General features: G+C 66.9%; 15 protein-coding genes and 1 tRNA gene. 2 read left to right on the top strand and 14 right to left on the bottom strand.

Features of this window, described 5'->3' with window-relative positions; genetic code table 11:
• Nucleotides 1-518 precede the first annotated feature (518 nt).
• Nucleotides 519-845, top strand: a complete 327-nt coding sequence (locus GGR71_RS06785) for a DUF3175 domain-containing protein (protein WP_160963016.1) — start codon at nucleotides 519-521, stop codon at nucleotides 843-845.
• Nucleotides 846-947: 102 nt separating this feature from the next.
• A complete protein-coding gene (locus GGR71_RS06780) occupies nucleotides 948-2,291 on the top strand; it encodes a sensor domain-containing phosphodiesterase (RefSeq protein ID WP_160963014.1) in 1,344 nt (447 codons plus the stop codon).
• Between the two features lie 368 nt (nucleotides 2,292-2,659).
• Here the strand turns inward: GGR71_RS06780 and pnp are convergent, their stop codons facing one another.
• The 14 genes from pnp to nuoI form a co-directional block, all read right to left on the bottom strand.
• Nucleotides 2,660-4,768, bottom strand: a complete 2,109-nt coding sequence (pnp, locus tag GGR71_RS06775) for a polyribonucleotide nucleotidyltransferase (RefSeq protein WP_160963012.1) — start codon at nucleotides 4,766-4,768, stop codon at nucleotides 2,660-2,662.
• Between the two features lie 164 nt (nucleotides 4,769-4,932).
• Nucleotides 4,933-5,193: a 30S ribosomal protein S15 gene (gene rpsO, locus GGR71_RS06770; protein ID WP_003467392.1), complete on the bottom strand. Its 261-nt coding sequence runs from the start codon at nucleotides 5,191-5,193 to the stop codon at nucleotides 4,933-4,935.
• Nucleotides 5,194-5,397: 204 nt separating this feature from the next.
• Nucleotides 5,398-6,324 (bottom strand): tRNA pseudouridine(55) synthase TruB, encoded by a 927-nt coding sequence (truB, locus tag GGR71_RS06765; protein ID WP_160963010.1) that lies wholly within the window; start codon nucleotides 6,322-6,324, stop codon nucleotides 5,398-5,400.
• Nucleotides 6,325-6,550: 226 nt separating this feature from the next.
• Nucleotides 6,551-6,961 (bottom strand): 30S ribosome-binding factor RbfA, encoded by a 411-nt coding sequence (rbfA, locus tag GGR71_RS06760; RefSeq protein WP_160963008.1) that lies wholly within the window; start codon nucleotides 6,959-6,961, stop codon nucleotides 6,551-6,553.
• Between the two features lie 124 nt (nucleotides 6,962-7,085).
• Nucleotides 7,086-9,794 carry a translation initiation factor IF-2 gene (infB, locus tag GGR71_RS06755; RefSeq protein ID WP_160963006.1) on the bottom strand — a complete coding sequence of 903 codons (2,709 nt, stop codon included), beginning with the start codon at nucleotides 9,792-9,794 and terminating at the stop codon, nucleotides 7,086-7,088.
• 95 nt (nucleotides 9,795-9,889) lie between these two features.
• Nucleotides 9,890-11,401 carry a transcription termination factor NusA gene (gene nusA, locus GGR71_RS06750; protein WP_160963004.1) on the bottom strand — a complete coding sequence of 504 codons (1,512 nt, stop codon included), beginning with the start codon at nucleotides 11,399-11,401 and terminating at the stop codon, nucleotides 9,890-9,892.
• Nucleotides 11,398-12,003, bottom strand: a complete 606-nt coding sequence (gene rimP, locus GGR71_RS06745) for a ribosome maturation factor RimP (protein ID WP_048489479.1) — start codon at nucleotides 12,001-12,003, stop codon at nucleotides 11,398-11,400. Before rimP ends, nusA begins: the two co-directional genes overlap by 4 nt.
• 206 nt (nucleotides 12,004-12,209) lie before the next feature.
• Nucleotides 12,210-12,286, bottom strand: a tRNA-Met gene (locus tag GGR71_RS06740).
• Between the two features lie 207 nt (nucleotides 12,287-12,493).
• Nucleotides 12,494-13,969, bottom strand: a complete 1,476-nt coding sequence (nuoN, locus tag GGR71_RS06735; protein WP_184451751.1) for an NADH-quinone oxidoreductase subunit NuoN — start codon at nucleotides 13,967-13,969, stop codon at nucleotides 12,494-12,496.
• 36 nt (nucleotides 13,970-14,005) lie between these two features.
• Nucleotides 14,006-15,508: an NADH-quinone oxidoreductase subunit M gene (locus tag GGR71_RS06730; protein WP_160963000.1), complete on the bottom strand. Its 1,503-nt coding sequence runs from the start codon at nucleotides 15,506-15,508 to the stop codon at nucleotides 14,006-14,008.
• Nucleotides 15,509-15,528: 20 nt separating this feature from the next.
• Complete coding sequence (gene nuoL, locus GGR71_RS06725) at nucleotides 15,529-17,700, bottom strand: NADH-quinone oxidoreductase subunit L (RefSeq protein ID WP_160962998.1); 2,172 nt, start codon at nucleotides 17,698-17,700, stop codon at nucleotides 15,529-15,531.
• A 7-nt stretch (nucleotides 17,701-17,707) separates the two neighbouring features.
• Nucleotides 17,708-18,013: an NADH-quinone oxidoreductase subunit NuoK gene (gene nuoK, locus GGR71_RS06720; protein WP_017908131.1), complete on the bottom strand. Its 306-nt coding sequence runs from the start codon at nucleotides 18,011-18,013 to the stop codon at nucleotides 17,708-17,710.
• Entirely contained in the window at nucleotides 18,010-18,657 is a 648-nt protein-coding gene (locus tag GGR71_RS06715) for an NADH-quinone oxidoreductase subunit J (RefSeq protein WP_160962996.1), read from the bottom strand. Before GGR71_RS06715 ends, nuoK begins: the two co-directional genes overlap by 4 nt.
• A gap of 9 nt (nucleotides 18,658-18,666) precedes the next feature.
• Entirely contained in the window at nucleotides 18,667-19,155 is a 489-nt protein-coding gene (nuoI, locus tag GGR71_RS06710) for an NADH-quinone oxidoreductase subunit NuoI (RefSeq protein ID WP_012915532.1), read from the bottom strand.
• Nucleotide 19,156: the final 1 nt, after the last annotated feature.

The raw sequence follows: 19,156 nt of genomic DNA, 5'->3' as shown, positions 1-19,156 counted from the left end.
GCCGACATGCGGCGCGTCAGCGATGCGGCCTGTGCGCATTGTCCACGCGAATGTCCCGCGCCATCGCCTCGGCAATGAAAATGGTGACGTTATCCAGGCAATCAAGCGTACGAGCGCGCCAGCCCTGTTTTTCAGGGGTTTTTCCATTAAGCGTTCATCGAACGACATAATGTCTACCACCCGCTCCGCGCCGCGCGGTTATGTTGTCGACGGCATCACGTAACCCGGCCTAGGTTTTGCGAAACACACGCGAGCTTCGCTTCTGGGAACGAATGCGGCACGGCAACACCAGCGAACAACGGCTTCGCCCATTACGCGCGCGGGACGCTCCACGACCCGCGCACGCGATCGCGGCGGCATGTGTTCGCGTCGCCTCCGCTCCGTCTCCCTTCGATGTCGATCTGCCGTCGCCTCTGGCGCGCGGCAGCGATGGCGGCGGCATCCGCCATCGGGTCCTGCATTGCCGGACTGCGCATGCATTGCACCTCTCCACCCGCCATCGCCAAGGAGCATCACCAATGGCACAGAGCAGCCCGTACCTTTCCAACAACGACCTGAGCCAGCGCCGCGGCAGCGAAGCGCCACAATCGCTTGGCGTCGCGCCGAACGTGTTCGAAGGCAACGATCCGGCCGCGATCGCACGCGCGCTCAAGCAGTCGGCCGACCTGCACGCACGCCGCCGCACCGGTCCGTATCGTTCGGCCATGTCGATGCTGACCTTCTACATCAATCGCGCCGGCGATCAGTTGCCGGCGCAGCGCCGGCAGATCCTGGAGCAGGCCAAGGACGAGTTGCGCAGCCTGTACGGCAAACCGCGCAAGGGCGACTCCAACGACAGAGCGTAAGTGGTTGCGCAGCGTGATGGAGCGATCAGTTCCACGCGCTGCCTACGCCACGCGTGCGCCACCCGATTGCCGTCCTCCGACGCATTGCCACATGATGCGGACATGGCCAAGGCATCCGACGTTTCGGACCTCATCCAGCACGCCTCCGCCGCGACGCAGGACGACGCGGCGCTGCTGTCGCGCATCATCCTGGCCCAAGGCGAGATCGCCGCGGCCGGCGGCGATCCGCTGCAGGTGGTGGATGTGGTCACCCACCGCGCGCAGGAGCTGACACGCTCCAACGGCGCCGTCGTGGAGATGTGCGACGGCAACGACATGCTGTACTGGTCGGCCAGTGGTGTCGCCGAGCGTCACCTCGGCCTGCGCCTGCCCAGCAACGGCAGCCTGTCCGGCCTGTGTATGCGCAGCGGCCAGGTGTTGCGCTGCGACGATTCGGAAATCGATCCGCGGGTGGATCGCGAGGCCTGCCGCCGCATCGGCCTGCGCTCGATGCTGGTGGTGCCGCTGCGCTACGGCGACCGCAGCATCGGCGTGCTGAAGGTGCTGGCGCCGCAACCCAACGCCTACAGCGCGCAGGACGTGCGTACGCTGGAACTGCTGGCGACCCTGGTCGGGGCGACGCTGGCGCTGGCGATGGACCGCGCCGCGCTGCAGACCGACGTCGCGCGCCGCCAGGACGTGGAGAAACACGCGTTCCGCGAGAAGGCGGCGATCGCCACCCGCATTCGCGAAACCATCGCCGGTGCGCGCCTGCAGATCGTGACCCAGCCGGTGCTGGCGCTGGCATCGCAACGCATCGTCGGCGTGGAAGCGCTGTCGCGCTTTCCGGCCAATCCGGCGCTGCCGCCGCTGCGCTGGTTCGACGACGCGAGCCGGGTCGGGCTGGCACTGGAGCTGGAACTGGCCGCCGCGCGCAAGGCACTGGAACTGCTGGCGCAATTGCCGGCGCCGCTGTACCTGGCGATCAACGTGTCCGCGCCGACGCTGCTGCATCCGCAATTGCAGGCGCTGCTGCACGGCCACGACCTGTCACGGATCGTGCTGGAGATCACCGAACAACTGCAGGCGCCGGACTATCCGCGCCTGTCCGAACACATCGGCCAGTTGCAGCGGCAAGGCCTGCGCATCGCCCTGGACGATGCCGGCACTGGCTTCGCCAGCCTGCGCCACCTGCTGCACCTGGCGCCGGACATCATCAAGCTGGACCTGACCCTGACCCGCGGCATCGACGCCGAACCGCGCCGGCAGCGGCTGGCGATGGCGATCCTGTCCTTCGCCGCGGAAACCAATGCCGACGTGGTCGTCGAAGGCATCGAGACCGAGAGCGAACTGGCGACGCTGCAGGCGCTGGGCGCGCGCTACGGCCAGGGCTACCAGCTCGCCCATCCCGGGCCGCTGTCGGCGCACCTGGCGCGCTATCCGGCGATCGGCGACGGCATCGGCTGAGTGCGCCCACCGCAGGCGCGGCGCTTGTCCCTGGTTCGGGAACTCCCCCGACAAGGCATTGCCAATAGATCGTCATGCCGGCCCGGTCGCGGCTGAAGCCGCTCCTGTGAAAGCCTGCGCTACGGGCAGCGCGACACCACCTCGCCGACCCTGGGCCGCTGTCAGCGCATCTGCAGATGTGCTCCAGCGATCGCTGACAGCCTCGGCCAAGTCGCGGGCCAAGCGCGCTCCGTCATCCTGCGTGGGAGCGGCTTCAGCCGCAACGGGACGTTACCGTTGACGCCCCGTCGCGCCTGCGCAGACGCCAGGCAAGAAAAAAGCGGGCGAAAAGCCCGCTTTTTCCTGAGACGACGCTGGCAGCGTGCGGCTTATTCGGCCGACGCACCCTCGCCTTCTTCCACGGCCTTCATCGACAGGCGGATGCGGCCCTGCTTGTCGACTTCCAGCACCTTGACCTTGACCACGTCGCCTTCCTTCAGCTTGTCGCCGACCTTCTCCACGCGCTCGCTGGAGATCTGCGAGACGTGCACCAGGCCGTCCTTGCCCGGCAGGATGGTCACGAACGCGCCGAAGTCCATGATCTTGGCGACCTTGCCTTCGTAGATGCGGCCCGGCTCGACGTCCGAGGTGATCTGCTCGATGCGCGCCTTGGCGGCCTGCGCGGCGATCGCGTTGACCGAGGCGATGACGATGGTGCCGTCGTCCTGGATGTCGATCTGGGTGCCGGTTTCCTTGGTGATCGCCTGGATGGTCGAACCGCCCTTGCCGATCACTTCGCGGATCTTGTCCGGGTGGATCTTGATCGTCAGCAGGCGCGGCGCGTAGTCGCTCAGTTCCGAACGCGGGGTGGTCAGCGCGCTGGCCATCTCGCCGAGGATGTGCAGGCGGCCGGCCTTGGCCTGGGCCAGGGCCTGCTTCATGATCTCTTCGGTGATGCCTTCGATCTTGATGTCCATCTGCAGCGCGGACACGCCCTCGGCGGTACCGGCGACCTTGAAGTCCATGTCGCCCAGGTGATCTTCATCGCCCAGGATGTCCGACAGCACCACGAAGTCGTTGCCTTCCTTCACCAGGCCCATGGCGATACCGGCCACCGGCGCCTTCACCGGCACGCCGGCGTCCATCAGCGCCAGCGACGAACCGCAGACCGAGGCCATCGACGAGGAACCGTTGGATTCGGTGATTTCCGAGACCACGCGGATGGTGTACGGGAACTCTTCCATGGTCGGCATCACCGCCAGCACGCCGCGCTTGGCGAGGCGGCCGTGGCCGATCTCGCGACGCTTGGGCGCGCCGAAGCGGCCGCACTCGCCCACCGAGTACGGGGGGAAGTTGTAGTGGAACAGGAAGTTTTCCTTGTACTCGCCGGAGACCGCGTCGATCACCTGGCCGTCGCGGGCGGTGCCCAGCGTGGTGACCACGATCGCCTGGGTCTCGCCGCGGGTGAACAGCGCCGAGCCGTGGGTGCGCGGCAGCACGCCGGCCTGCACGCTGATCGGGCGCACGGTGTCCAGCGCACGGCCGTCGATGCGCACCTTGGTGCTCAGCACCGAACCGCGCATGGTCTGGTATTCCAACTCGCCGAACTCCTTGGACAGGTCGGCAGCGACCCAGCCTTCGGCGGCGGCGCGCGGCGCCAGCTGCGCCAGCACGTCCTTCTTGATCGCCGAGATCGCATCGCGGCGCTGCAGCTTGTCGCGCACCTGGAACGCGGCGGCCAGCTGCTCGCCGACGGCTTCCTTCAGCGCGGCGATCATGGCTTCGTTCTTGGCCGGGGCGACCCAGTCCGACGGCTTGGTGCCGGCTTCGACGGTCAGCTCGTTGATGACGTTGATGACCTTCTGCATCTCGCGATGACCGAAGGTGACCGCGCCCAGCATCACGTCTTCCGACAGCAGCGCGGCTTCGGATTCGACCATCAGCACCGCGTTGGCGGTACCGGCGACGACCAGCTCCAGTTGCGAGTCCTTCAGCTCCGACACGGTCGGGTTGAGGATGTATTCGCCGTTCTTGTAACCGACCTTGGCGGCGCCGATCGGGCCGTTGAACGGGGTGCCGGCCAGCGACAGCGCGGCCGAGGCGCCGATCAGCGCGGCGATGTCGCCGTCGATGTCCGGGTTCATCGACATCACCGTGGCGATGATCTGCACTTCGTTCTTGTAATCCTCCGGGAACAGCGGACGGATCGGACGGTCGATCAGACGCGAAATCAGCGTCTCCTTCTCGGTCGCACGACCCTCGCGCTTGAAGAAGCCGCCGGGGATGCGGCCGCCGGCGTAGAACTTCTCCTGATAGTCGACCGTCAGCGGGAAGAAGTCCTGACCTTCGCGCGCGCTCTTGGCGGCGACGGCGGTGACCAGCAGTACGGTGTCGTCCATCTTGACGATGACGGCACCGCCGGCCTGGCGTGCGATCTCGCCGGTTTCGAGGGTGACGGTGTGCTTGCCGTACTGGAAGGTTTTGGTGATTTTTGCCACGGGGTTTCCTTGGATGATGCTGTCTGCAAATGGACCGCTGACGGCCCATGCCGCTGGCGGGTGGCCGGGAGGATCCGGCCGGTGGCACGGAGCGATCCCCGGGCCACGGTACTACCCAAAACAAAACCGCGGCGCATCGCTGCGCCGCGGTGGGGTTCGTTGACTCAGCGACGCAGGCCGAGCTTCTCGATCAGCGCCTTGTAGCGCTCGCCATCCTTCTTCTTCAGATAGTCGAGCAGGCTGCGGCGGCGGTTGACCATCTGCAGCAGGCCGCGGCGGCTGTGGTGGTCCTTCTTGTGGGTCTTGAAGTGGCCGGTCAGCAGTTCGATGCGGGCGGTCAGCAGGGCGACCTGGACTTCCGGCGAACCGGTGTCGGCAGCGCCGCGCTTGTTTTCTTCGATGACTTTCTGGGTGTCGATGGACATGGGATGTTTTCTCTGAGATGCGGGGCCGGCAGGAACGTGCAGAGGACGCACCGCCTGGCTCGCCGATTGCGAAGGATTGCGCCGGAGCGCAGCGTGCCGGAAAGGCCGCGAAATTGTACCGGCCTCGGCCCGGAGGAACAAGGTGTTAAGACGGCGTCATGACTGAACGACAGTCAGGCAACACCCGACGCGACCGCGTCGCGGTCACGGATTGAACATGCGCTGCGGTGCCAGCAGCCCGCTGGCATCGACCTGGCCCAGGCCCAGCGGGATGCCGTCGGCGTCGAACACCGCGGCCAGGCCGGGCGCCCAGGCTGGATCGCGCAGGCGCTGGCCCATGCGGAAGCGCTGCGCCGCAGCAGACTCCAGGCGCAGCGGCGGGAAATCGGCCAGGCCGGCGGCCAGCGGCAGCAGCAGCGCCTCCAGTGCCGCCGGATCCTGCGCGGCCAGCTGCTGCAGGTGCTCCAGGGTGACCATCTGCGGCGTCCGGAACGGCTCCACCCACAGCCGCCGCAGCGCGGCGATATGGGCGCCGCAGCCCAGCGCCTCGCCCAGGTCGCGGGCCAGGCTGCGGATGTAGGTGCCGGACCCGCAGGCCACGTGCAGGCGCAGGCGGTCGCCGGCGTGGGCGAGCACGTCGATCGCGTGCACCTCGACCTCGCGCTCCGGCGCCTCGATCGCCTCGCCACGGCGCGCCTTGACGTACAGCGGCTCGCCGCCCTGCTTGAGTGCGGAGTAGATCGGTGCGCGCTGGCGGATGCGCCCGCGCAATGGTGCCAGCGCGGCCTCCAACGCCGCCGCATCCAGCGCCGGCACCGGCCGGGTCCGCAGCACCGCGCCCTCGGCATCGTCGCTGTCGGTGGTGACGCCGAGCACGACCTCCGCTTCGTAGGCCTTGGCCGACCCGAGCAGCAGCCCGGCCAGCTTGGTCGCCTCGCCGAAGCACAGCGGCAGCAGGCCGGTGGCGAGCGGATCCAGGCTGCCGGTGTGACCGCCCTTTTCGGCACGGAACAGCCGCCGCGCCGCCTGCAGCGCCGCGTTGGAACTCATGCCGATCGGCTTGTCGAGCAGCACGATGCCGTCGAGGCGACGGAAGACGATACGGGGCAGGCGCGGGCCGAAGACAGGCATGGGGGTGCGGGCGGGATTGGGGATTGGGGATTGGGGATTCGGGAGTGGCGAATCCGGCATCTGCCGGGCGCTTGCGAACGGCACGGGCGGAACGCGCAGGCGCGCAAGGAACAGCGGAACGCCGTACGGATGAAAGAGCGCCGCGATCGTAGCTGCGAAACGGACGCTCACGCGCGGCGCCCGCATTCAAACACTGGACACCGATGCCGCGGCATCGGCGGCGGACTCAGTCCTTGCGCGGCGCTTCGCCGTCGTCGACGGCACGACCGTCGTCGTCCTGCCCCTGCTGCAGCTCGGGCATGTCGCGCAGCAGATTGTCGATGCGCTCGCCGCGATCGACCGAATCGTCGTAGTGGAAATGCAGTTCGGGCACGTGGCGCAGCTTCATCGCCCGCGCCAGTTCACTGCGCAGCTGCGGCGCCAGCTCCTTCAGGCCTTTGACCGCCTCGGCCGAGCGCTCCTGCATCAGCGCGGTGACGAACACCTTGGCATGAGCCAGATCGCGGGTGACTTCGACGTCGGACACGCTGACCGACGGCAGGCCATGATCGCGCACGGCCGCATGCACGATCGTGCCGAGGTCGCGACGGATCTGCGCAGACACGCGATCGGTACGGTGGAAAGACTTTGTAGGCATGATGGGTCCGGAATCTATTATTCGGGACCCGGGACTCGGGACCCGGGACCCGGAAAAGCAAGGGCCGCTGCTCGTGGCTCTTGCTTTTCCGGGGTCCCGGGTCCCGGGTCCCGGGTCCCGGCTTTTAAAGCGTACGCTGCACTTCGATGCGCTCGAAGCACTCGATCTGGTCGCCGGCCTTGACGTCGTTGTAGGCCTTCACGCCGATACCGCACTCGGTGCCGTTGCGCACTTCGTCGACGTTCTCCTTGAAGCGACGCAGCGATTCCAGCTCGCCCTCGAACACCACGGTGTTGTCGCGCAGCACGCGGATCGGCTTGTTGCGCTTGACCACGCCCTCCACCACCATGCAGCCGGCGACGGCGCCGAACTTGGAGCTGCGGAACACGTCGCGCACCTGGGCGATACCGATGATCTCTTCGCGGATCTCCACGCCCAGCAGGCCGGACGCCACCTGCTTCACCTGGTCGATCACGTCGTAGATGATCGAGAAGTAACGCAGGTCGATGCCGTTGGTCTCGATGATGCGACGCGCCGAGGCGTCGGCACGCACGTTGAAGCCGATCACCGTGGCCTTGGACGCCAGCGCCGAATTCGCATCGGACTCGGTGATGCCGCCCACGCCGGAGTGGATCACGTTGATGCGGATCTGCTCGTTGGACAGCGCGGTCAGCGACTGCTTCAGCGCTTCCACCGAACCCTGCACGTCGGCCTTGATCACCAGGTTCAGCGACAGCTGGCCCTCACCCTTGCCGAGCTGCGACATGATGTCTTCCATGCGGCTGCCCGCCGAGGACACCAGGCGCGATTCGCGGCGCTTGGTCTCGCGCTGCTGCGCCACGTCCTTGGCCAGGCGCTCGTCGTCGACGACCACGAAGTCGTCGCCGGCATCCGGCACGCCGGACAGGCCGAGCACCTGCACCGGGATCGACGGACCCGCCGAATCGGGCTGCTTGCCGGTCTCGTCGAACAGCGCACGCACGCGGCCGTACTGGATGCCGCATACCAGGTAGTCGCCCTTCTTCAGCGCGCCCTGCTGCACCAGCACCGTCGCCACCGGGCCGCGGCCCTTGTCCAGCGAGGACTCGATCACCACGCCGCTGGCGCGGCCTTCGGCCACCGCCCGCAGTTCCAGCACTTCGGCCTGCAGCGAGATCGCGTCCAGCAGCACGTCGATGCCCTGGCCGGTCTTGGCCGAGAGTTCGACGAACTGGGTGTCGCCGCCGAATTCTTCGGCGACCACGTCCTGCGCGAGCAGTTCGTTCTTGACCCGCAGCGGATCGGCACCGGACTTGTCGATCTTGTTGACCGCCACGATCAGCGGCACGCCGGCCGCCTTCGCATGCTTGACCGCCTCGACCGTCTGCGGCATCACGCCGTCGTCGGCCGCGACCACCAGCACCACGATGTCGGTGAGCTTGGCGCCACGTGCGCGCATCGAGGTGAACGCGGCATGGCCCGGGGTGTCCAGGAAGCTGATGACGCCGCGATCGGTTTCGACGTGGTACGCGCCGATGTGCTGGGTGATGCCGCCGGCTTCGCCGGAGGCGACCTTGGTACGGCGGATGTAGTCCAGCAGCGAGGTTTTGCCGTGGTCGACGTGGCCCATGATGGTGACCACCGGCGGCCGCGGCAGCTTCTCGCCCTGCGCGTCCTCGGTGTGCGCCAGCAGCGCGTCCTCGGCGTCGGCGCTGCCCGCACGCACCGGCTTGTGGCCGAGCTCTTCGGTCACCAGCGCCGCGGTGTCGTGGTCGATGGACTGGGTGATGGTGGCCATCACGCCCATCTTGAACAGCGCCTTGACCACGTCGCCGCCCTTCAGCGCGAGCTTCTGCGCCAGGTCGGCCACGGTGATGGTGTCGCCGATCGCCACTTCGCGCACCACCGGTGCGGTGGGACGCTCGAAGCCGTGCGCGCCGCCGCCGCTGCGCGACGGTTCGGCCTGGCGACGGCCGCCGCTGTGGCTGCCGCCGCGCGGTTTGCCGCGCACGTTGGAACGGCGCGCGCGGTCGGCCGCGGACAGATGCAGCTGGCCGGCGAAGCGGCTGGTGCTGTCGTCGTCCTCGACCCCGGCGACCATCACGTGCGAGCCGCGGGTCTTGTGCTTGTTGTTGGCGTTGTTGCGGTCGTCGCTGCGCGGCGCCGCCGGCTTGGCCGGGTGCGCGGCGCCGGCCGGACGCGGCGCCATCGGCGGACGCGGCGCGCGCGGCGCGGCAGCGGCGTTGCGGTCGGCGACAGGCGCGGACGGGGCCGCCGCCGGCGGCGCCGATTCGGCGTCCAGCGCGGCCTGGGCCGCACGTTGCTCGGCCTCGGCGCGCTCGCGCGCGTCCTGCTCGGCCTTGCGCTTGCGCTCGATTTCCTCGGCGCGTGCACGGTCCTGCTCGGCGAGCTTCTGCTGCTCGGCCAGGTTGCGCTGCTTGGATTCCTCCAGCTTGCGCAGGATCTCGGCGCGCTCGTCGTCCACCCGTCCGCCCGCGGACGGCGCCGCACGCTCGGCGGCCAGGTCCTCGGCCGACTTCACGTAGGTGCGCTTCTGCCGGACCTCGACATTGACCGTGGTCTTGCTGCGCCCGGCGCTGACCGTCACTTCCTGCAGCTTGCGCCGGTTCAGGGTGATCTTCTTCGGCGCCGCCTGGGCCTCTTCCTCGACCGGCTTGTCGGTCTTGCCGTGGGTACGGCGCAGGAAGCCCAGCAGCTTCATCTTTTCGGTGCTGGTGACGACCTGGTCGGGACCGCTGAACTTCATCCCGGCGTCGGCCAGTTGAACCAGCAGTTTCTCGACCGGCGTGTTAACCAGTTCGGCCAGCTTGCGGATGGTGGTTTGCTGCGACATTCGGATCCTATGATCTGGTTGGCGCCCCCTCGCCGCGTGCGAAGGTAGCGCGGATTCTAAGCCCTGATCGGGTCAGGGCGGCATTCATCGCTGACTCATTCGCCGCGCTCCAGGCGGGCGATCTCCTCGGCGCGGGCGGCCAGGATCAGGGCCGCGGCGCGGTCCTTGTCCAGGTCCTCGATGCCGAACTCGAGGATTTCGTCGGCAGCCAGATCCGACAGGTCCTCACTTGTCCGCACGCCATGGCCGGCCAGCGCGTAGGCGGTGGCTTCGTCCATGCCCGGCAGCGACAGCAGGTCCGCCGCCGGCACGCCGTCGTCGTCGCTCTCCTCGGCGGCCAGTGCCTCGTTGAGCAGCGCGTCGCGGGCACGGGCGCGCAGTTCCTCGACGATGTCCTCGTCGAAACCTTCCACCGCCAGCAGCTCGCCGACCGGCACGTAGGCGATTTCTTCGACCGAGTTGAAGCCCTCGGCGACCAGGATCGCGGCGATCTCCTCGTCTACTTCCAGCTTGTCCATGAACAGCTGGCGGGCCACGGCCTGCTCGGCTTCGGACTTGGCCGCGACCTGCTCGGCGGTCATCACGTTGAGCTGCCAGCCGGTCAGGCGGCTGGCCAGGCGCACGTTCTGGCCGCCCTTGCCGATCGCCTGGGCCAGGCGATCTTCCGCCACCGCCAGGTCCATCGAATGCTTTTCTTCATCGACGATGATCGACTGCACCTCGGCCGGCGCCATCGCATTGATGACGAAGTTGGCCGGGTTGTCGTTCCACAGCACGATGTCCACGCGCTCGCCGTTGAGCTCGTTGGACACCGCCTGCACGCGCGAGCCGCGCATGCCGATGCAGGCGCCGATCGGGTCGGTGCGGGTGTCGTGCGCCAGCACCGCGATCTTGGCGCGGTCGCCCGGATCGCGTGCGCAGGCCTTGATCTCGACCAGGCCCTGGCCCACTTCCGGCACTTCCAGCTTGAACAGTTCGATCATGAATTCCGGCGCGGCGCGGCTGATGAACAGCTGCGGGCCACGCGGCTCCGAACGCACTTCGGCCAGGTAGCCGCGCACGCGGTCGCCGGCGCGCAGCACGTCGCGCGGAATGCCCTTGTCCTTGGGGATGAAGGCCTCGGCGTTGCCGCCCAGGTCCACATAGATGTTGCCGCGCTCGGCGCGCTTGACCACGCCGGTGACCAGTTCGCCGACGCGATCCTTCCACGCGTCCACCACCTGCTGGCGCTCGGCCTCGCGCACGCGCTGCACGATCACCTGCTTGGCGGCCTGCGCGGCGATGCGGCCGAAGTCCGGATTCTCGATCTGCTCTTCGATGTAGTCGCCGACATCCACGCCCTCGGCCTCGTCGACCGCGTCCATCAGGCGGATCTGCCGGTCGGGCGATTCCATCACCACGTCGTCGGCCACCACTTCCCAACGCCGGAAGGTTTCGTAGTTGCCGTCCTTGTGGTCGATGGTGACGCGCGTCAGCACGTCCTGGTCGGGGTAGCGCTTCTTCGCCGCCGACGCCAATGCGGCCTCGATCGCGTCGAAGATCACTTCGCGCGGCACGCCCTTCTCGTTGGCCACCGCGTCGACTACCAGCAACAGTTCCTTGCTCATTCTTTCGCTCCGCGCGCAGCCTCGTCGGCCGCCGGTTCGTTGGATGGTTTCTTATTGGATTTTGCGTTCTTGCCGGCCGGCTTCGGCCCCTTGCCCGGCTTGGTCGGCGCCAGGCCCAGCGCCGCCCAGTCGGGCATGATCCGCGCCTTGTCGATGTTGTCGAAGTCCACCGCCAGTTCGGCGCCGTCGACCTCGAAGGTGATACGGCCGGCAGCGGCGTCGGCCTGCACGATACGCCCCTGCAGGCGCCGACGGCCCTGCTGTGGCAACTTCAACACCACTTTGGCCGATTCGCCCAGGTGGCGGGAGAACTGTTCGGCGCTGAACAGCGGCCGGTCAACGCCCGGCGAGGACACTTCCAGCGTGTAGTTGCCGCTGATCGGGTCTTCCACGTCCAGTTGCGCCGAGACCTCGCGGCTGACCCGCTCGCAATCGTCGATGTTGACGATACGCTCGGGCTGCTCGGCCAGCGGCACGTCGATATACAGGCGCAGCGTGGCGCCACCGGGAGCCGGCAGATATTCCGCGCCCAGCAGTTCCAGGCCCAACGCGTCCACGGTCGGGCCCAGCAACGTCGCGATTTCGTTTGCCTTGTCGCTCACAGCCTGCCTTGCATCTGAAGGGTTGAAGTATCGGTTGCGTGCATTTCCCGGACCCCGAAAACGACAAAGGGCCCTCTGGGCCCCTTGTCCGGTAAAACTCCGGTCACGCTGGATTCCGGTTGCGACGACGGGAACATGCGTCATCGCGAAGCCCAAACTTTCCTGCGGCAGACAACCGATGCACTGGTTGCCGCTGCAGACAAAGATGGTAGCGGGGGCAGGATTTGAACCTGCGACCTTCGGGTTATGAGCCCGACGAGCTGCCAGACTGCTCCACCCCGCAGCAGAAGCGGAATTATGAAGAATCAGTGCGCCAATTGCAAGCCCTGATTTCATCTCGATGCGGTAGCGACGCTGCCGTTCGAAGGACGCCATGATAACCGCACACGATGGAAAACGAAACAACAATCGCATCGTCGAATGCAAAAACGCCAACGCCGCCTTGCGGCGGCGCTGGCGGAAACAGCGGGAAAACCGCCTTTTCGCGCGATCAGGCCAGGTGCGCGAAGGCGCGCTGGCACCACGCCATCAGCGGGCTCCAGGCCAGGCCGAAGGCCAGCAGGCCCAGCGCGTTGACGCCCAGCGCCACGCCCAGCACGCGGTCGTCGTTGGCCGGCAGCGGCGTGCCGACCGGCTCGTCGAAATACATCACCTTGATCACGCGCAGGTAGTAGAAGGCGCCGATCACCGCGCACAGCACCGACAGCACCGCCAGGCCGGTCCACCACAGGTTCTGATCGGGCACCGCGACCACCGCGCCCAGCACCGCCAACTTGGCCCAGAAGCCCAGGAACGGCGGCACGCCGGCCAGCGAGGCCATGATGCACAGGACCAGCAGCGCCATCCACGGGTTGCGCGCGTTCAGGCCCTTGAAGTCGTCGATGTTCTCGGCCTCGAAGCCCTTGCGCGACAGCGCGATGATCGCGCCGAACGAGGCGGTGGACATCACCGCGTAGCAGATCGCGTAGAACAGCGCCGCCGCATAGCCGCGCTCGCCGCCACCGGCCACGCCCAACAGCAGGAAGCCGATGTGCGAGACCGTGGAGTACGCCAGCATGCGCTTGAGGTTGCTCTGCGCCACCGCCATCAGGTTGCCGACCACCAGCGACAGCGCCGCTAGGCCGCCGATCACCCAGTGCCACTGCGCCGCCAGCGGGCCCACACCCACTTCCAGCAGACGATAGGCCATGCCGAACGCGGCCAGCTTGGACGCCGAGCTGATGAACAGCGCGATCGGCGCCGGGGCGCCCTGGTAGACGTCCGGCAGCCACATATGGAACGGCGCGGCGCCGAGCTTGAAGGCGACACCGGCGATCATGAACACCGTGCCGGTGAGCAGCAGCATGTGCTCGCGACCGCTGCCGACCGCCTCGTGGATGCCGCTCAGGCTCAGCGTGCCGGTGGCGCCGTAGATCAGCGACATGCCGTACAGCAGCAAGCCCGAGGCCAGCGAACCGAGCACGATGTACTTCATCGCCGCTTCGGTGGCCATGCCGTTGTCGCGGTTGGAGGCGACCAGCGCGTAGGAGCACAGCGCCAGCAGTTCCAGGCCCAGATAGACCATCAGCAGGCTGCCGGCCGAGACCAGGATCATCATGCCGACCGTGGCGAACAGCACCAGCACCGGGATCTCGCCCTGGTACAGCTTGCGCTCGCGCAGGTAGCTCCAGCCGTAGATCAGGGTCAGCGCGCTGAGGCCGACGATCACCGTCTTCATCACGTCGGCGGCGGCATCGCGCACGAACATGCCGTTGAACACCTCGCCCTGCCCGCCCACGCCGGCCAGCAACATCGCGAACACTGCGACCAGAATCGCCACCGAGACGATGTGGGTCCAGGCCTTGTTGCGCTCGCTGATGAACAGATCGAGCATCAGCAGGAAGAAGGCACCGGCGGTCAGCACCAGCTCGGGCAGCAGGGGCGGCAGGTCGACGGTGGTCAGAGGCAGCAGCGCAGGGGTGGTCATCATCAAATCTCTGGAATCAATACGCTCGACGGCCGCTTACAGCTTGCTGGTGGCGATCTGCGCCGCCAGCTTCGCGATCGAGGGCTCCATCAGGTCGGTCAATGGCTTCGGATACAGGCCCAGGGCCAGCACGCCGGCGGCGAACACGCCCAGCACCAGCGCCTCGCGACCGTTGATGTCCTTCAGCTCGGCCACGTGCGCATTGGCGACCTCGCCGAAGAACACGCGCTTGTAGAGCCACAGGGTGTAGGCGGCGGTGATCACCAGGGTGGTCGCCGCGCCGAAGGCCAGCAGCGGATGCGCCTGGAAGCTGGCCATGATGACCATGAACTCGCCGACGAAGCCGCTGGTACCCGGCAAGCCCGCGTTGGCCATGAAGAACAGCATCGCGAAGGTCGCGAACCACGGCATCACGTTGACCACGCCACCGTAGTCGGCGATGCGGCGGGTGTGCATGCGGTCGTACAGCACGCCGACGCAGGAGAACATCGCGCCGGACACGAAGCCGTGCGAGATCATCTGCACCATCGCGCCCTGCAGGCCCAGCCGGGCCGCATCGGTGCTGCCGAAGCCGACCAGGGCGAAGGCGACGAAGGTGCCGAGGGTGACGAAGCCCATGTGCGCGATCGACGAGTATGCGATCAGCTTCTTCATGTCGTCCTGGACCAGCGCGACCAGGCCGACGTAGATCACCGCGATCAGCGACAGCGCAATCACCAGCCACGCCCACTCGTTGCTGGCGTCGGGCAGGATCGGCAGGTTGAAGCGCAGGAAGCCGTAACCGCCGATCTTCAGCGCGATCGCCGCCAGGATCACCGAACCGGCGGTCGGCGCTTCCACGTGCGCGTCCGGCAGCCAGGTGTGCACCGGGAACATCGGCACCTTGACCGCGAAGGCGATCAGGAAGGCGAAGAACAGCCAGGTCTGCTCCTTGGACGTAAGCGAGAGCTGGTAGAGGTCGGCGAGCTGGAAGCTGCCGCCCTTCAGGTACAGGTAGATCAACCCGACCAGCATCAGCACCGAGCCGAGGAAGGTGTACAGGAAGAACTTGACCGCGGCGTAGATGCGGCGCGGGCCGCCCCAGATGCCGATGATCAGGAACATCGGGATCAGCATCGCCTCGAAGAACACGTAGAACAGCATCGCGTCGGTGGCGGAGAAGATGCCGACGGTGACGCCTTCCAGGATCAGGAACGCGGCCACGTACTGGTTGACGCGCTTGTCGATCGAGGTCCACGCGCCGATCAGCGCCAGCACCGTGACCAGCGTGGTCAGCACGATCAGCGCCACCGCGATGCCGTCGGCGCCGAGGTTGTAGCCGATGTCGTATGCCGGGATCCAGGCATGGGTCTCGACGAACTGCAGCGCGTCGCTGGCGTAGTCGAAACCGGTGAGCAGCGGCAGGCTGAGCGCAAAGGTCAGCAACGCCACCAGCAGCGACGCCCAGCGCGCCGCACGCGCATCACGCAGGGCGAGCACCAGGGCGCCGCCGATGATCGGCAGCCAGATCAGGATGGAGAGTAGAGGCCAGTTCGACACGTGTTCTTATTCCGTACAGGTCAACGCCAGAAATGCATCAGCACGCCCAGCAGGGCAATGAGACCGACGATCATCGCGAAGGCGTAGTGATAGAGGAAACCGGATTGCGTGCGACGCAGCAGGTTGGCCGCCAGGTCGATCACGCGCGCGGTGCCGTTGACCATGACGCCGTCCACGACATGCGTATCCACCGCGCGCGACACCTTGCCCAGGCGCACGCCGCCGCCGGCGAAACCGCCGATCCAGAGCTTGTCGAAACCGTACTTGTTCTCGAGGATCCACACCGGCAGCGAGAAGGTCTTGCGCGCCTTCGCCGCCAGCTCCGGCTTCCACAGGTACAGGATCCAGGCCAGGGCGAAACCGGCCAGGGTCAGGAAGAACGGCGGCTGGGTCAGGCCGTGCAGGGCAAACGCGACCGGGCCGTGGAACTCCTCGGCCAGCGCGCCGACGGTGTCGCGCGCCGGATCGTAGAAATCGACGATGCCGGTGAAGAAGCTGACCGCCTGGCCCTTGATCGCTGCCGCGGCATGGTGGCCCGCCCAGTCGGTGCCGAACAGCATCGGACCGATGGTGAAGAAGCCGATCGCGATCGACGGGATCGCCAGCAGGATCAGCGGCACCGTCACCACCCACGGCGACTCGTGCGGCTCGTGCGCGCCATGATGGCCATGGTGGTCGTCATGCGCATGCGCGTCGTGCGCATCGTGCGCGTGGGACTGCGCCTCGGCGTCGGTATGCGCGCTGTCGTGGTGGGCGTGCACGTCGTGCGCATGCGCATCGCGGAAGCGCTCCTGGCCGTGGAAGGTCAGGAACAGCAGGCGGAAGCTGTAGAAGCTGGTGATCAGCACGCCGCCCAGCACAGCCCAGTAGCCGTAGGTCGCGATCCAGCTATGCGAGGTGTGCGCATGGTGCGCGGCCGCCTCGATGATGGTGTCCTTGGAGTAGAAGCCGGCGAAGAACGGGGTGCCGACCAGCGCCAGGGTGCCGATCACGCTGGTCCAGTAGGTGATCGGCATGTACTTGCGCAGGCCGCCCATCTTGCGCATGTCCTGCTCGTGGTGCATGCCGATGATGACCGAGCCGGCCGCCAGGAACAGCAGCGCCTTGAAGAAGGCATGGGTCATCAGGTGGAACACCGCGGCCGAGTACGCCGACACGCCCAGTGCCACGGTCATGTAGCCCAGCTGCGACAGCGTCGAGTAGGCGACCACGCGCTTGATGTCGTTCTGCACGATGCCGATCAGGCCGGTGAAGAACGCGGTGGTGGCGCCTACGACCAGCACGAAGTTCAGCGCGGTCTGCGACAGTTCGAACAGCGGCGACATGCGCGCCACCATGAAGATGCCGGCGGTGACCATGGTCGCGGCGTGGATCAGCGCCGAGATCGGGGTCGGGCCTTCCATCGAGTCCGGCAGCCACACGTGCAGCGGCACCTGCGCCGACTTGCCCATGGCGCCGATAAACAGGCACACGCAGATGATGGTGGAGACGTTCCAGGCATGGCCCTGGAACAGTTGCACCTGGGCCAGGCCGCCGGCGGCCTCGTTGCCCAGCACCGCGGTGGCATTGGCGAACACGCTGGCGTAGTCCAGCGTGCCGAACCACAGCAGCACGCCGGCGATGCCGAGGATGAAGCCGAAGTCGCCGACGCGGTTGACCAGGAACGCCTTCATGTTGGCGAACACCGCGGTCGGGCGCTTGAACCAGAAGCCGATCAGCAGGTACGACACCAGGCCCACCGCTTCCCAGCCGAAGAACAGCTGCAGGAAGTTGTTGCTCATCACCAGGCTCAGCATCGAGAAGGTGAACAGCGAGATGTAGCTGAAGAAGCGCTGGTAGCCCGGATCGTCGGCCATGTAGCCGATGGTGTAGATGTGCACCAGCAGCGACACGAAGGTCACCACCACCATCATCATCGCGGTCAGGCGGTCGACCATGAAGCCGACGTGGGCCGAATAGTGGCCGACCTCGAAGAATGTGTAGAGGTTCTGGTTGAACGGCGAGGCGCCCTGCCCGACCAGCTGGTACAGGGTCCAGCACGACAGCGCGCAGCTGACCGCGACGCCGAGGATGGTGGCGAACTGCGCGCCCTTGCGGCCGACCTGACGGCCGAACAGGCCGGCGATGATGCTGCCGACCAGCGGGGCCAGCACCACCGCGATCAGCAGACTCTTGGAGAGCGTAATTTCCATCTGCAGGTCAGCCCTTCAGCGAATCGACTTCGGCCACGTTGATCGTGTGGCGGGTACGGAACAGCGTCACCAGGATCGCGAGGCCGATGGCGGCTTCGGCCGCGGCCACGGTCAGGATGAAGAACACGAACAACTGGCCGGCGGCGTCGCCGAGTTCGCGCGAGAAGGCGACGAAGTTGATGTTGACCGACAGCAGCATCAGCTCGATCGACATCAGCAGCACGATGACGTTCTTGCGATTGAGGAAGATGCCGGCCAGGGCGATGCAGAACAGCACCGCGCCGAGCGCCAGCAGATGGCCTAGGGAGATCATGGCTGGCCCTCCTGCGATGCCGGCGGAGTGTGGAGCGTGGGCTTCTCGGCGTCCATCTTGACGATGCGCAGGCGGTCGCCGGCCTTGACCCGCGATTGGTCGCCCGGGTTCTGGGTCTTGATGCCGGTGCGCTTGCGCAGGGTCAGCATCACCGCGGCCACGACCGCCACGGTCAGGATGATCGCGGCGAATTCGAACGGCAGCAGGAACTGGGTGAACAGGGTCTTGGCCAGCCAGGTGATGTTGGAAGTGTCGGCCGCCTGGGCCGCGGCGTTGTCGGCCGGGAACGGCGCCGCGCTGCGTGCCTTGACCCCGATCAGGGTGACCATCTGCACCAGCATCGCCACTGCCACCACCAGGCCGACCGGCAGGTAGCGTACCCAGCCCTCGCGCATGCGGGCGGTGTCGATGTCCAGCATCATCACCACGAACAGGAACAGCACCATCACCGCGCCGACGTAGACCAGCACCAGGGTCACGCCGAGGAACTCGGCGCCCACCAGCAGCCACACGCAGGCGATGGAGAAGAACGTCAGGATCAGGCACAGCACCGCGTACACGGGGTTGCGCACGCTGATCACCGCGCCGGCGGCGACCGCGGCGATGGTGGCGAAGATCCAGAAAGCGATATTGACCCAATCCATTTCGGAACCTCAGCGGAAGGGAGCGTCGGCAGCGCGGCGCTCGGCGATCTCGGCCTCGAGCCGGTCTCCGATCGCCAGCAACTGCGGCTTGGTGACGATGTTCTCGCCGCGCTTTTCGAAGTGGTACTCCAGCACCTGGGTCTCCACGATCGAATCCACCGGGCAGCTCTCCTCGCAGAAGCCGCAGTAGATGCACTTGAACAGGTCGATGTCGTAGCGGGTGGTGCGGCGGGTGCCGTCCTCGCGCTTGGTCGAGTCGATGGTGATCGCCAGCGCCGGGCACACCGCCTCGCACAGCTTGCAGGCGATGCAGCGCTCTTCGCCGTTGGGATAGCGGCGCAGCGCGTGCAGGCCACGGAAGCGCGGCGACTGCGGGAACTTCTCCATCGGGTACAGCACGGTGTACTTGGGACGGAACGTGTACTTCAAGGTCAGCCACAGGCCGCCGAGCAACTCGAGCAGCAGCAGGCTCTTGAAGTAATGGGTGATTTTATTCATC

It is taken from the genome of Xanthomonas sp. F1 (assembly GCF_014199855.1).
Note: the sequence above shows the minus strand (reverse complement) of the source record. Positions and strands in the feature narration are given on the sequence as shown.